This window comes from Bdellovibrionales bacterium, from assembly GCA_016716765.1.
In the GTDB taxonomy this organism is placed as follows: domain Bacteria; phylum Bdellovibrionota; class Bdellovibrionia; order Bdellovibrionales; family UBA1609; genus JADJVA01.
The window spans coordinates 18,597-33,538 of the sequence record JADJVA010000005.1; the positions used below are offsets into that span (position 1 = coordinate 18,597).

Sequence of the window (14,942 nt, forward strand, 5' to 3'; positions counted from 1 at the left end):
CTTATTTAAACTGGCCAACAATCAAGTTGGCCAGCTTATGACATTCACATCATAATTCAGAAGAAAGACGTATTTTCTGAAAGCGCATATATTTTTGACGGCCAATGACTTCGAGTTTTAAATCAACCTGGTTGACATCTGCTCCTCCACAGTTAGCCAAAGGGGCTGAATCGGCATAGGCCTTTGGTATTTCATTGCTAGGAATTGGAATGAAGAGGGGAGTACTGTCGGTCACAGAAGTTCCTTTCTTGTAACATCGATAGGATAAATTGAGTCCAAATATTTCTGAGGGATAAGCCTGCTTTGGCTCCCAATATATTCTCACATTTTTGACTTCTTTAAGTTTGTTCTCTTCCAAAAAATCATAGTTTAAAATAACGGGACGATCGTAAAGCGTGGCTGCAGTGAAGTCATTGTACATATAGGCATTCCCCTCGAAATCCGCAATTTTGAGGGAGCCAACTCCTTTTGCAAGATTGTTTGGGTCCTTAACGCATATTCGGTAGACGCCACTGTATTGTTTCAGCCCCTCGACAGGTTTATTCAAATCCAACGAAGCGACGCAGTCATTTCCAAGGTCAGAGATAGGCCCAAGGGCGGCCCCCACGTCTCCAAAAATGCGAAATTTATCTTTTTTTGGATTGGAAGAACCATCAATATCAGGGCTGCAGTCAGCTGTTTTGTAAAAACACTCTTTTCTAAACACAGAAACAATCGTTCTTCCAACTGACGACCTTTCCTTTGGTGGCTGATTCAATGTGCTCGCTCGAAAAGTCGAAAACACCAAATCGTTAATTCGATCAAAAGCGACATGAGTTTCTCCGCCATCAACGTGTGCACTATTTTGACTTGTTATAAAAAGAGATCCGGCCCCCGGGTCATTCTCGTCTGAACTGGTATCTACGGCTGCCGAGTACACTCCGCCATTTATGCTTCCGTAGGCCCCGCCCCCTGCTGCTGGATGAGAAGTTGATTGGAATCTTGAATTTACGTTTGGTGGCAAATATCTGATGGAGTTTGCATCAAAAACGGGTCCCTTTGTATTTGCATTGTATTGAGTCGAAGGTATATCTCCGTTTAGTTTGACTCCAAATATCTTTCCAAACGGGGCTGCATAAAAGGCCGGGACACAATCATCGTTTACTCTCAGATGGGGATCGCAGGGACTTAAAGCGCCGTTGTAAACGCCGACTCCGGCCATAGCCACGTTATCTTCCTGTGGTGTAAACTCATAGGGGCGCACGCGAATAAATGTCTTCTGAGTTTCATCCCACAAAAATCTTTCCAAACGAACAGTGGGAGTGGTGCGATTGAGTCGCCAGATGACTCCAATGTATTTGTATTCTTTGCCGTTTGCGGTGACTTTATAGGATAGGGTTGAAGCCCGTCCCCAGTAGTTCTGCTTTGTTCCCTTTAAATCTGGAGATTCATCTCTAAAAAGAGGCGCATAGTCGTTTGCGACGGCAGGTCCAGTTGTGAAGATGGCTCTGATTCCGCTCGGTTGATTTTTAACGAGCTCATTCGTGCTATCTGTCGGCACCAAATAAAGCGTCACTTCATTGTCGGGGTGTTCCGCTATGTCAGGGCGACCAGCTGTGGCAGAGCGAGCTACAAGTAGGCCCCATTCGCTGACGTATGTTCGGGAGCCGCTGCCACTGTTCATATAGGACGGCGTCTTCAGCTTCCAAGTTCTTACAGGAAGGCCCTTTTCGACGTTGAGAGCCAATTTATATATGTTAAAACTGGTGCGGTCTTCGGTCCCACCCAATGACATAAAAGTGACCGCCCAAATGTCTCTGGACTCGCCGATGTTGATTCCTTTTGTTCGCTCTATGTATTCGCCGATGGAGGCTCTCGAAGGATTGGATGCTTCGCCAGTCCTGCGACTAGAACAAGAAACATAGGTAAGCGGGAGTACAAGACCAAAAAATATCCCTCCCAAAGCAATTCGAAATAAGGCAGATATCCGAGTCCTGTTGAGGTAACCAGTAATTTCTGAACACAAATTGATCTTCATAGAAATAACATCCATATTTTTTATGAGGTCTATTGGATTTCATTTTGAATTTGCAGGCGACGTTCTGAAGTGAACCATAACGACACATCTCATTATAGGAGTGCAAAAAGATATCTGCTGGGAAAAAAATATTTTAGTTTCCCAAATGGATTGAGAGACCTGCTCAACTGTCTTTGTGTACCGATTTGAGCCACTTTTGGAATTTGAAACTGTCTCGCAACAAATCGGGCAAATTTTGACTTACTTTTTTTCTTGACTAATTGAAGGAAAATTAGCGAAGAGACTTGCTGCCATCATTCTGAAATCTCATCGCTGCTCATTTGGTTGACAGGTGGATTCTGAGAAGTGTCACTCTTCAAACTGCCGAATAAAGTCACTCGTGAACCGTCCAGATCATCAATCCAAGTATTTGATTTAGCGCGCTTTTCTCAGGCTTGCATGCAAATGCATTGAATTCAAACTGAGATAAAATTGGAACGAGTATTGAAATCCTATGATTTCATAGGAGAACCCATATGAAAAGAGATGCGGCATATTCAGGTGGCTTAATTTTTAGATTAATATCGTCCATATTCTTGCTTTTTATTTTTGGCTGCCAAGGTGGGTTTGAATCTAGCCACCAAAATTCGAGATCGCTCAATGAGAAATCACCAGCTCAACAGCTGGAACTCATCGATCAGTCGGTAGACCTTGGGATCGATTGTCTTCAAATTGGCAATACAGATGAGCAGTGTGACATCAATGGCTTTGGAGTCTTAGAAAAGGCCACCAAGATTTCTGAAAGAATCAAAAAATATATCAAATCAATCTGGAAAATCGTGGATATTTTGTCAGTCGTTTTGTCTGATGAGGCGAGCAAAAAACTTTCTCAGCAACTCGAAAAATTAGAAGATAAATTTGTTGAATTAATTGAGTCTTCAATGGCGCTCCTAGATCCAAATAATCCTGACCAAGTCAAAGTTCGCAAGGATCTTGAAGATCTAATTGCATTTGTCCACACAGAAATCGCCAAAATGACTGAAGAACTTAAGTAGACCATTTAGGTAACGGATGCGGTTTAAAGTGACATTAATGGGCCTAAATCTCCAGACAGAACGGTCTTGGCTCTAATCTGACGGTTCCCAGTCTGGCACAATCAATGCTCAATAAGGAGCAGAATAAGCCCTAAAGGGGAGGAACTTGAAAAAGCCGACCCTAAAATTTTTGGAGGCCTTAGTGCCCAATAAAAGATCTTTCTGCAGCCTAAGACCCTCTCGGAGTCTTTATTATGGGACGCTTCTTATTCTATTGCTGACTTCGAGTAGCTGTAACTCATTGATTCGTGGAAAATTGTTTAAGGACAGGGCAACAGAAGTTCCTCCTCCTTCTGAGGAAAGAATTGAAAAGAGCTTTTTTGTTGATCCATCAGGAAAGCCCAAGACCTTTCTCTGCGCCTGGGCCCCAGAGATGGGACGTGGTTGGGTAGGCGAGTACGTTACATTAATGGTAAATAACTCACCTCATTGCAATATCGAATTTGAAGTGACTGAGCGCTATTTGGTCGGAAAGATTGTTCATCCGAGCTTTCCAGATGACAGGAACCGCTGGCAAGAGGCGCTCAAAATTCCCATCGCAAAACACTATTATTACGAAAAAAATAAGGATTCATACGGCCGAGAAACAAATGAATTTGTGGAGAACAGCAGTCGAAGTCATTGGTCAGCCCGTCCTATGATGACGCTTGATCTGGCCTCAATCGAAATTTTAGATTTCTTATGGGGAGGACCGCATCGAACGACCAATGTCGAAGAAATTGAATGGGACAAAGAAAATAATTTTCTTGGGTTTTCCATGAACATTGTGAGCAGTTTGATGAGTTCTGAGATGCAAACGAAAATTCGAGTCAATTTTTTGAGATTTGATCACGATCAAAGTTTTAAGCCTGTGCCTTACCATCAAGAGAACTCCAAATATATCAATATTCTGCATGTGATGGGTCGAAGAATAGAGGGCATTGAACCAGAACTCTATGCGGCTCGCTGGGATTTGCGAAAACCAACCAAGATCTATTTGAACGGGGTGCCCAAAGAACATGAATCCACAGTCAAAGAGGTTGTAAAAAATGGAATAAAGCTTTTCAAAATATTGGTGCGGTGGCTCCTGATTTCAATGCATTTGAACCGGTCGTGGCTAATTTGAAACATCCCTTTGACTTACGATATCCAGGCATTACCTGGATCAGCGATCAGAGGATTTCTCTGAACTCGCCTTTGGGAATTGGAATGGCTCATGCTGATGTTCGCAATGGGAAAATCATTTGGGGCGGGGTCGTTCTCTATGGCGGTATGCTTGAAAAATACATCAATGCCTATGCCCCAGTCACATCCTCATCGGAGGAAAATCAGGCAATGAGCCGAATTTTCCCAATTGGATCTCTTTCTTCCCCAATTCCACAAAGATTGGAATCAATTCCTGCTGTGAAAAGCTTGGATTTTAATCTTCGATCACAGGTGGTCGAGGGATTGTCCACCGGTCACAGGCAGTTTGTTGGGAACGAAATTGAGCGTTTGGCCGAACAGGTTCGCAACAACGGCGCCAAGAATGCTATTGGTAAAACCTCAGTGCAGATCGATATTGAAAATTTAAGGTCTCAAATGGAGAGTCTAAAGACGAATTCGTCGGGTCTTCAGCGTGTCGCTTCTGAACTCATTCTGCAAGCAAAAACTGAAATGGAGTCTACGAATCAGTATTTCAAACAGTTCAATTTGATCGATCAAATGGGGTTTGGGTCCCAAGTAAAGCAAGGAGACATCCGGCAGAATTTTCAGGGTGAGGAAAAGCAGAACATAGTGGAGAGGCTAAAGGACAAAAACGAAAGGCGTCGGATGGAGAGTTTACGCCTGTTTCAGCCAAGGGCGACGGCCCTTTTCGTTGAGAGAGACCGAACAGTGCAGAATCTTGCGGGACCCTGGAATCAATCAGAAGCTCATGGAGTACGTACCTATCGTGAAATGCTAGATTCTGTTGTGATGGATCTCGCTCTTCATGAGGTTGGTCATTTTCTTGGTTTGGGACATCAATTTAAGGAGAATATTCTTCCGAAACTGGGAACAGTGCCCTCCCGCTACGTAAAGGAGCTCTCCTTGCGAGCAAATGCCAAAAGCGGATTCACAAACATGTCAACTGTCATGGGGTATCGAAACGGACGAACCGAAATGATTTTACCTGCAAATGAGCTCAAACCACAAATACACGATGAATTGGTTTTGCGTTATCTTTATAAGGGAGAATACTCCGTTTTTGACAAATCAAAAGATGACTTTCGCTTTGTTCAGTTACCCGTCAGCGGAAAAATACCTGGATTCACCGAAGTCGAGACAGGAAAGGCAAAGGCACGACTTCCTGTTTCCTATTTTCCGGCATGCAATGACTATGAAGCCTCGCTTGGAGCAGACCCATTTTGCAATCGCTGGGATCGGGGCAGTCAAGCCGTTGACATAGTTTCATCCTACTTTTCTGGAATTTCGGACAATTTGATCGCAAACCTCTATTCGATGGTTGGAGGTTCTGGAAATGAGTGGCAAGCAGAATCCCGTCTATGGTGGATGGCCTTGGACACCTTTTCGCGTGTTCGCCTGTTTTACGATGAAATGAGAAGGCGATTGCGGAGTGACGAAGCGCTTCGACCACTTTGGAATCGATTAAAGAATGATCAAGAGGGATTGTTTGAATTTTCTCAGGCCTGCGAAAAGCCTGATCCCACTCATTCTGAGCAGGTTAAAAACAAAACCTTACGAGAGCTTTTTGCCTCTGATCAAATGGTTGACCTATGCCGAGCCAATAACCTCGCCCTCAAGGAGTTCAAATTTTTCGTAAACCTTCCTGAGGGTGACTACACTCGAATTGACCACCAGAATCGTTATGTCAGTGGTGGGTATTTGGCCGGAGATGCGAGCCGTGATTGGGGTCACATATTTGGCTCATGGTATCAGTTGGCCAACCTACCTCTAAAGATTAGCTCTCTTCATACTTTAACGACTGCAAGTCCCTATTTGATGCTAGACAGTGGATTTAGTTCGAATCCGTTTTATGACAATGCAGACGACCGCTACTTGTATCGAACCCTCTATCCTCGCGAGTACACCAAGTTGGTGGCTGACACGGTAAGATCCAATCTCCGGTTTTCGGCAACCGGACGCGACGACGTCACCGCCATGGGCCGATCTGTATTGGCTGCAGGTTATATGGTTCCTGGATCTATTAACTATAGCAACGACTCCCAGAAGCTTCCTCGCTCATACAATGAGACGCTGAATCAGCAGACTGAGTTTCGATTGAGTATGGTGGCGGTTCTTATATCTGCCACGACCCCCGACGTAAATTCTGGTGTAAAAGCCGATCATTATAAGAAGTTTACAGCCACGATCTTCGACTATTTTACCGGAAAGAGCTCCACAGCTAGAGATGTTTTTGTTCTACCACAGGGAAATGTCTTCGTGCGCGCCAACGGGATGTTCATTTTTCCGATAACGAAAATGAAGTTTTATGAAGGATCGAGCTCCTACGTGATTGCCTATAAGGTTGATTATGATTTTGAAGTGGGAGATCGACTGCTTGAGGACAGCGTGAAATTTTCAATGACGGAGTTACACGATCAGATAGCATCAATTTGCGTAGATGGATTTTCCGGTAGCGGTTTGACCCACTATTTTGACAATTCCAATCAAGATTTTGATGGATTTTATATACCTCCCGGCTTGTCCAGTGAAACAGGAAAAGAAAAATTGGGACTATTTTATGATTCTATCGAAAGAGAGTTCTTAAAATATGAGGATAAGGTGAAGGGGAAAGTGCCCGCGAGTTTCTCCCAGCAAAATATGCGTTCACTTTGTGATGAGTCGATCAGAGGAGTTGGACAAATTCTCGCATCGGCCGCCATCATCAACGGATATTGGCTAAAAATAACCCCAGAATTTTTGGTGAAATGAGGGTGGCGTTGTGAAGGTCCTGACAAAAATTCACTTAGTACCCATCCTCATGGGCCTCTTTCTATCTTCGGCCTGTGTGCCAAAGAGCAATCCTCGCTTTGTGCACGAACCAAAAAGGGAGTGGGTTCCAAGCAAAACACCTCAGGATCTATCAGTTGAATCAAAAGAATTTTATGATTATGACTTAGCAAAAGCTTATGAGGCATTGGGTGCATCCGAATCCGTGGACCTTCTGGAAAAGATTGTCAAACCTTTGTCTCGATTTGTGCTTAACCGGACTTATATTGAATCTCCACAGTACTTTCATCGACTTTCCGAAATGTTGGCACTTTTCAACAAGGGCTTGTTGATTCTTCTCACTGAGAAAAAATCCGACCCCAACCTGACCGAAATAGAGAGAATGAAAGATTTGTATTATGCCACAGTGTTCTCTGGCTGTTCACGGGATCTGCGCGAAGATTGTATCAATAGGAATATTTTTTCATCGGATAGCCGAACCTCCAAAATATTGGTCGTACTTGCGACTGATCTTGATGAACAAATTCACCGAGAATTGAAGAACACGAAGAGTCCTCGTGACTGTATCAATGGCAGCGAAGTCTGTCGAACATTGGTCGAAGAAAGGTATCGACGATTGGCGATGGCCACTGCTACCAAGAAGAATAAGTTGAAAGATGAAGAGTTCTCATTCGCCTATCTGAAGTATTCACGAATCTATGCTCTTTTGATGGATTGGTGGCAAGACAAATCACGAGGGAAGAGCGCTTCTGACGCTGAAATGGGACTTGGAAGTATGTCACTGAGTTATTTGAATTCGGTCCACGGAAAGATATTTGAAATTCTCATTTCAGATTTTAAGCCAAAAGACCTCAACGATCCCGAGTTTAGAGAATTTGTCGAAAACTTTAATCCTTGGACCTATTCAAATAGATCAGCAGATTTATTTCGATATGGCACTCAAATCATGTTTGATCTGGGCGCTCGCTGTTGCCTCTATCAGGACGCTGAGAAACGAAAATTGAATCCCTCGGTGGTCCAGGCAATCGAAGAGGCTCAGAAGGAAACAGATGGATTTGGACCTTCATTTTCTCAAATAGTCGCGGATATTCAAAAGAGTGCGGGATTTGAAATTTTTCAAAATTTGGGGATAGAAAGTGAAGCACGTAGAATTTTAGAAAAGGATCCAGAGTTTTTTAATGAATTCTTCTTCATTGTTGATAGATTGTTTCGTGATCACCTCAATCACACCCAGATTCAAAGAGTCTTGGCTAATTCAAATAGATCAAGGGCTCTAGATAAATTGCCAGAAATAGTCAGTATTTATGTTCGAATGTATTTGGTCCATATGATTGTTGAGACGAACAAGTTTATGAGTGATATTTATAATTCCAATTCAGTTGGGAGCGATCAAGTATTTCAGGAGGCTATTTTAAAATCGAGAGATATCTCTAGTAAATGGTTGAGTCTCCAGTCTCGGATTGATGTGATGGATAAATTTCTCGGCAGCTATTTCAAGGGGCAGAATACTTTCTCTAAGACCTACTTGGAAACATCTAAGATGTTACAGGCAGTTAATCGGAACGTGCACTACTTTTCTGTGTACCCGAATATGATCGTAATGACCTATTATTTGGCTAAGATGAGAGGGTCGGTGAAGGCTCAAACGTGGTGGGGTAAGACAATAGATATTCCGGCAGATACTATATTAGAGGAGCTATTTGAAGGTAGAATGGTAGATCTGTGGTTTCGATTTGGGGTCGATTCTGAAGTTTTGAGTAAGGAAATGATTCTTTACTCATTTCAGTATATGATGAGTACGAATACTCTCAATACCTTTGTGGCAAAAGAAGACAGTTTAAAGAGTTCGAACAGATCAAACGGCTCAACGGGTTCAAATCGGAGCAAGTTCTTCGATCTCATTTTTACAAAATACCTTGATCAAGGCCTGCGTGAATTAAACGATGATGTTCTTAAATTCGAGAGGGACACTATCGGAAGTGAGATGTTTAATGAGGTTAAGCAAGTTTGCCAATATGAGTTTCAAGCCCAAGGGAGCGGAAGAGCTCCGCACTTAATGATTAACTTTCTTAACCTCAGTCGCTACACCTACTCGGGTGCCGGAAAGAATGGCATCAACGAGATGCTGTTGGAGTTTCTTGGTGGGGCATTTAAACCGGCGAATGCAATTCGTACTGTCATAGATCAAAAAGTAAGTCATTTATTGACCATGATCGATTTGATTGAAGCTGATTTATTGCGTTCAAAGAAAATCGGAAAACGAGGGGATAGTCATCCAGATTTAGTAAAAGTCCGAGAGTATCTCGTGAATCTGGAATCTCTGAAGAGGCGATTCATGAATTTCTTTATTTCTAATCACCGAAAATATCTCGATTGCTTTTTGACGCTCAGTGAAGTTGAACAGAGAAGGATGAATAGGATCTACGAAGAGGAGCGCCAGCACCTAGGTAGAATATACGATTTATTGTCTTCTCTTGGAGAGGAGAAGAATGAGAGCGATTTTAGCAAGAAAGCTAAATATATTAATGAAGTGTATTTTCGTAACAAGGAGAATGCTTACAGGTTTGATCGGATTGATGGTTTGACTTACAGAATGTCCAAATTTGATCTTTTGACAAGGATAAAGCGAAGTATTGAAAATGACATTTTTATGACTCCATCCGATAGGGAAAAACAAGTTTATGGGGAGGATCTCTCTCGCCTCTTGAGACCTAGGGCTGTTGAAGTGCATATGCCTGTCGGCCTGGACAGAGAGGACTTGGTATCGAAGGGAACAAGTCTTTCAATTTCATATCGCTTGGGAATGCAAAGAGTTGATTTTATCAAGCAAGGGATGGCTGTCTTTAATTCAAAAGCAGACGCATTTGTTGAATGGAACGGTCAGATGGCTTCAGAGTCTGGTATGAAACGTTATTTGGAGACGCTCGTTGAAATGTATCTAATTGGAGCAAATCGATCTAGGAGTGAGCCCTGTTCAAGTGGCAATGAAAAATGTCCCGACTCCTTAGTAGTAACTGCGGATGATTTGATAGAGATATATCTTCGAGTTTTGGGCAGTTATACCTTAAACGAATTTGATGTCGAAAATGCTCAAGACTTAGGATTTGATGGAAAAATGCCGAAGAATTTTTTTGAAGAGTGGATTTTTGAGAAGACTTCGCTGGCCAGACTTCCTCTCTTTTACGGTCTCATGAACAGTGTCTATGAGACTGCGGGAATTCGAATTGATAACAAGGGCAAAAATGCAAATTCAAGTCGGTGGACTGGACCGATTGTCGAGGCGACTTCGTTTGCACGCACCTTGAATAATTTGGGGGTATTCATCTTTCCACCAGGGCCTGAAGTTCGAGATGCGGTTCGGTTGCGTTATGGATCTAGAGCTCATCATGCTCTTATCCGTGTTCAGGAGATTTTTGATAAAATTGGGGAATTGGAGCTGTCTGATAAGAATGTTATCGATATTTATCCAAGATTAAAGCAGCCCTTTTATTTGGAGGACAAAGTTCCCGTATATTGGTGGAGCAAGGGTGGAAGTTTAAATCTTGTGGATAGGCAAAAAGTTGAAAATTTGCAGGTCATCAAGAAGAGCTTCATTCAACAAACCGACAATTTCTATCAAACCAAATCGATGCTTAAGGTGGACTGATGGAGTTGGCAAGATGAAATGGTTTACTACCAATATTTATCCTGTCATTCTGAGGGTTCTTCCGAGAATCGTTCTGGGCCTTTTCTTCCAATTGTATTTTGGACTTGCTTCTGCTGATGGCGGAGACACGACCACGAAGGCGGGAGAAAGCGATTGGTCGGGTATTTTGAGATACAGCGTCTTAACTGATGCTGCTCAGGAAGTGAGCCCTCGGTCATACACCCATGTCTTCTTGGGGGATCTGGAATATTCCTTCAATTCCTCTTGGTCATTGGCTGGTAATGTCAGTTTTAGAGCGGGGACTGTGGGTGATCAAATTTATAAAGGCCCTCAAGAGTCGAAAGGCGAGAGAATCAATCCTGGGGCAGGAGTGGTTCTAAACTATATGTTTTTGATTTTTGGAGATAATTCTCTCAAGTTTTTTGGAGGCTTCGATGGGTTTCTGGATGAGAGCAGTCGCCTGGAGGGATATCTTGGGCTTTTTTCGCTTGGAACAGAAATGACTTTGAATTTTACTGAGGTGGGATATGTCATGGGGCATAGTTTTGTTATCTCGGAGATGGCGAATAGCTTTGAATATTCGACCGAGGGAAGTGCCAATCCTAACTTATATTACAATTACTCTTTTAGTAACAACCTCTCGTTCATGAAGTCATGGACGCTGAATTATACATTCGGTTTTAAAATGACTCGATATCTCGATGATTTTTTGAGTTATTCTTATTCGAATAAATACGGCATTTCTTCGAAGTGGGGTCAGTTTTCAACTGGTCTGAGCTATGAAAATGGGGGTTTTACAGAAGATGGATATGTTGATCTCTGGTACATCGATGCTTATCGCCGGCTTCTGAAGTTAACGCTGTCCTATGTGTTTTGAGGCACCTTTCTATGTGGAAGTTTTTGAAGTCTATATTCATTGGAATTTTGATTTCGGCTTGTACCGAAAAAGGGCGTCCAATTCATACCCATGAGGGAGCTCGCGGAGATAGTCGACAGAAAATAGAACCCGCTGGGATTTCGGGGGACATTTCTGTATCGGATCGATTTTCAGATTTACCCGAAATTGAAAGAAGGGCGACTGTGACGAGGGATCTCATTTCTGAGATTTTATCTCCCCTGGCTCTGAGGATTTTAAGCCCAAAGGAAGTCGAAGCTCCGAAATCCTATCTCCAGCCGGATTGGGTTCGTGCCTTAGATCTGTTCAATAGGCTTCTGCTCAAAGAGATCGCAAAAAACCCTTCGTCAAGTGATGTTCAGCGCCTTATCGAGGAGTATGTTGCAGCCGTCAGTGTCTCTTGCGAGCAGGTTGTGATGAGTTGTGCGGGAATTCGCAATTTTCGGCGCAGTCCAAGTTCGGCTGAGGTTTTGAAAGTCGCAGCGAAGAGGGCTGTGGACGTGACGGAGTACTATCGGCGCCTGGCTCTGGCTCTGGCTCTAAAGAATCAGCAATTTGACCCTGAACTTCTGGAAATGCTGACTTACCGGTTTGCTGAGGGACGAAGCAAAATGATTTCGGATGATCGTCGTGCCTTGCTGAAATCTGTGGTTGAGTTTTCCTTATCAAATCTGCAGATGACTTCGAGATCAAAATCTGAAAACAGAGGATTTTTGGAAAGACTTGGAGCCTTGAATTTGATTTTTCGAGGCGATTTTGGGTTGAGTGAAGTAGCAAAAGGAGCTCTTGCAAAACTGATATCGTCTTCAGAATTTTTATACGATTCTTCAGGGAAATTGCGCTCCGAGATAATTTCCATCATCACGGAGAATCTGAGTGAGAAGGAGGGATTTAAGGAACGGCAGAATTTATTGTCTAGCCAAAGGGTCTTTTTGCCCACGGCTGTGGGGTTTTCCCCAATTGATCGTTTTGATGAGTATGTCTTTATCGTTGATCGTATTTTTAATCAAAAAATGTCGGTTGATTTAGGGGCTGAATTATTTTTGGCGACGAAACGAGATCAAAGTCAGCTGGCTTCAACAATTCAAAATTATGCGCGAATTCAATTTCTATTTTCGCTTTATAAGGCCACTTTATTAGCTAAGGAGAAAATATTCAGTGCTCCAGTTGAGAGTGAAAGGCTGCTTTGGAATGCGATAAATGAAAGCAGCTCGATTGGTAAGGTTTGGAGCGATTTGAGGGCGAATTTGGGACCTCTAGAGAAGCTTTCTGTCGCAATAACGAGGGGCAGCGAAGGTGAGTCTTCAATAAAGAGGAATCAGTCCTTGTTTGGAGAGATTGATAAAAGCATCAAGCTAGTCGCTGTGTATCCACACATGATGATTTTATTTTATATTTTATCGAAAAAGAATTTTGAAGTTCATTTAAAAATGCCATCCTATTCTAAGACTCTTTATTCATCCGATCTGATGAGCTATTTGTATCGTGGTGATTTTCCGCCTCTTTTTAACTATACCTTGGATAAAAATAAAATTTCCAGCATTGAAATGTTTTATGCCTTTGATTTTGCCCTACGTACAAATCTGTTTGGTCTTTCTGGGATCGATCCAGATCAGTTTGTTGCTGATGCTGTTCAGAGATTTGGAGAAAATAATGTGGAATATGTTCGAAGGAGTTTAAGTTCCATTCGGCAGCGCTTTCAGCAAGCTCCAAGCTATAGAACATTTCGGAATATTTGTAATGAGTTTGGTGGTTCCGCACCTGAGCCTCGTGGATTTTATTTCTCTGAAGTGGCGAGTTCTCCCTATTTTGGAAATTTGATTGAGCCTATCTTGATGCGATTGTCCAGCAAGAGCGGAACTTCAGGGGTTGGCGCGGGTAGCTTGGCGAAAGAGAGCCAAGGTTTAAATTTTATGGATGTGACATTTTCGGAATCTGTTGAGAGATTGCGAATCGATTTAGAATCGGCCTTAAGAATGGCGAGAGCCATGAAAGCCTCTTATGAGAGCTACTTGAGGGGGCCCATGGGTATGAAGTCTGGAGAGATCTCCAAGAGAACTTCGAAGATTGATGGCTGGATATATGAGGTGACCAAGCTGCGCCGGGACTATCTGGCCGAGGCTTCAATAAGGTATCAGGAAACAGGTCGGTGCTTACGACCTTTGGTGGCGAAGGAAGAGGAAATTCAAAATGAGGTGATAAGGGCAGAGCAGGCTTACCTCCGACAGGTTTATAAGGCTATTCGGGCGTTGAGACGTCAAGGCGGTGACAAGATCCTCCGGGACCAGGAAATAAGAAAAAAGTATATTTTTAAGGGACTTCCGGAGGAGTTTCCTGGTCTGGATAAAATAGACGAGAATGGTTATTTATACCATCGCCTGGATTTGTTGGTTCGCATTGGTCGCTACATCAGTGATGGTTTGAAGACCGACAGTGAGACAATAGCTGCGATTGCTCCGAACGTGAAAATGAATTTTGGGGACTCGATGATCTCTGAGATAGAGGTTGGTCGTCCGTCTGAGGAAAAGTACCTTTCATTCACGGACACGGAGGAGGAATTCGTAAAAAGTGGAATGCGTCTTATTTTTCGGGTGGGCAGACCAATGCTCAATTGGAATTTAAATGGTTCTCGCATTGCGGGATGGGAGGAGCGAATCTCAAGTATGGTCAGTCTCTACCGACTGGAGAGCAGCGAGCTAACAAATAAGGGTCAGAGCTTGTTTTCGGCCGATGAAATCATTGAGGAGCACCGTGGGTTTTTGAAATTGACTCAGATAAGCCCCTTTGAAGTTCAACTGTATAATAGTCTTCAAAGACAGGAAAAGTATGAACCAATTTTCTTCTCTACAATCTTGCTCAATATTGACTCTGCAAGATCCCGTATTCGTGAAATTCTTGGTTTATTTGATTTTCCTTCTCTTTTGGTTACTTCCGATATTTTGGGATTTAATTACAGTCTGGTGCAGTTGGCAAAGGACAGAGGAGTGAGTGAAGATCCCCAGGCGAGTCGTGAAATTGAGCGGGTTATGCCTCGGCGTGAGGGATATTTTAGTTTAGGAAGGACTTATTTTGAAAATCGCTCTGCAAGAAACAGAGGTCGTCTGATGTTGGAATTTAATCCTGAGTTAGATCGCCATCTTGATAGAGAAATTCGACATCGGGTTGATTGGGAGATTGGGCGAGTGAATCATTTTCGAGATTCTTTGGAGAAGAAAATTTCAGAGTATAAAAATCTGTCAGTTGAGGAACAGCCTCGATTTGATTTGAACCTACGTGAATCTACCAGAGAACCTTTGGTGAATGGTCGTATTTTCTCAGACTTTGATTTAAAACTGGGCCGGTTTCATCGTGAGACTCAGAACTGCTTTCGGAACAATAAGTGCATGGACTTTCAGTAAA

Annotated in this window: 7 protein-coding genes; 6 read left to right on the top strand and 1 reads right to left on the bottom strand. The window is 42.9% G+C overall.

Annotated elements, in window-relative coordinates; genetic code table 11:
* Positions 1-49 precede the first annotated feature (49 nt).
* Complete coding sequence (locus tag IPL83_03325; GenBank protein ID MBK9038187.1) at positions 50-2,017, bottom strand: hypothetical protein; 1,968 nt, start codon at positions 2,015-2,017, stop codon at positions 50-52.
* A gap of 515 nt (positions 2,018-2,532) precedes the next feature.
* On the opposite strand from IPL83_03325, the gene IPL83_03330 reads away from it, so the two are divergent.
* The 6 genes from IPL83_03330 (at position 2,533) to IPL83_03355 (ending at position 14,941) form a co-directional block, all read left to right on the top strand.
* Positions 2,533-3,051: a hypothetical protein gene (locus IPL83_03330; GenBank protein ID MBK9038188.1), complete on the top strand. Its 519-nt coding sequence runs from the start codon at positions 2,533-2,535 to the stop codon at positions 3,049-3,051.
* Positions 3,052-3,232: 181 nt separating this feature from the next.
* Complete coding sequence (locus IPL83_03335) at positions 3,233-4,195, top strand: hypothetical protein (protein MBK9038189.1); 963 nt, start codon at positions 3,233-3,235, stop codon at positions 4,193-4,195.
* Positions 4,183-6,984 carry a hypothetical protein gene (locus tag IPL83_03340; GenBank protein ID MBK9038190.1) on the top strand — a complete coding sequence of 934 codons (2,802 nt, stop codon included), beginning with the start codon at positions 4,183-4,185 and terminating at the stop codon, positions 6,982-6,984. The genes IPL83_03335 and IPL83_03340 overlap by 13 nt, the downstream gene beginning before the upstream one ends.
* Before the next feature lie 10 nt (positions 6,985-6,994).
* The gene (locus IPL83_03345) at positions 6,995-10,648 is read left to right on the top strand and encodes a hypothetical protein (protein MBK9038191.1); all 3,654 of its coding nucleotides are present in this window, start codon (positions 6,995-6,997) and stop codon (positions 10,646-10,648) included.
* A gap of 13 nt (positions 10,649-10,661) precedes the next feature.
* Entirely contained in the window at positions 10,662-11,525 is an 864-nt protein-coding gene (locus tag IPL83_03350; protein ID MBK9038192.1) for a hypothetical protein, read from the top strand.
* 11 nt (positions 11,526-11,536) lie between these two features.
* Positions 11,537-14,941 (top strand): hypothetical protein, encoded by a 3,405-nt coding sequence (locus IPL83_03355; GenBank protein ID MBK9038193.1) that lies wholly within the window; start codon positions 11,537-11,539, stop codon positions 14,939-14,941.
* Position 14,942: the final 1 nt, after the last annotated feature.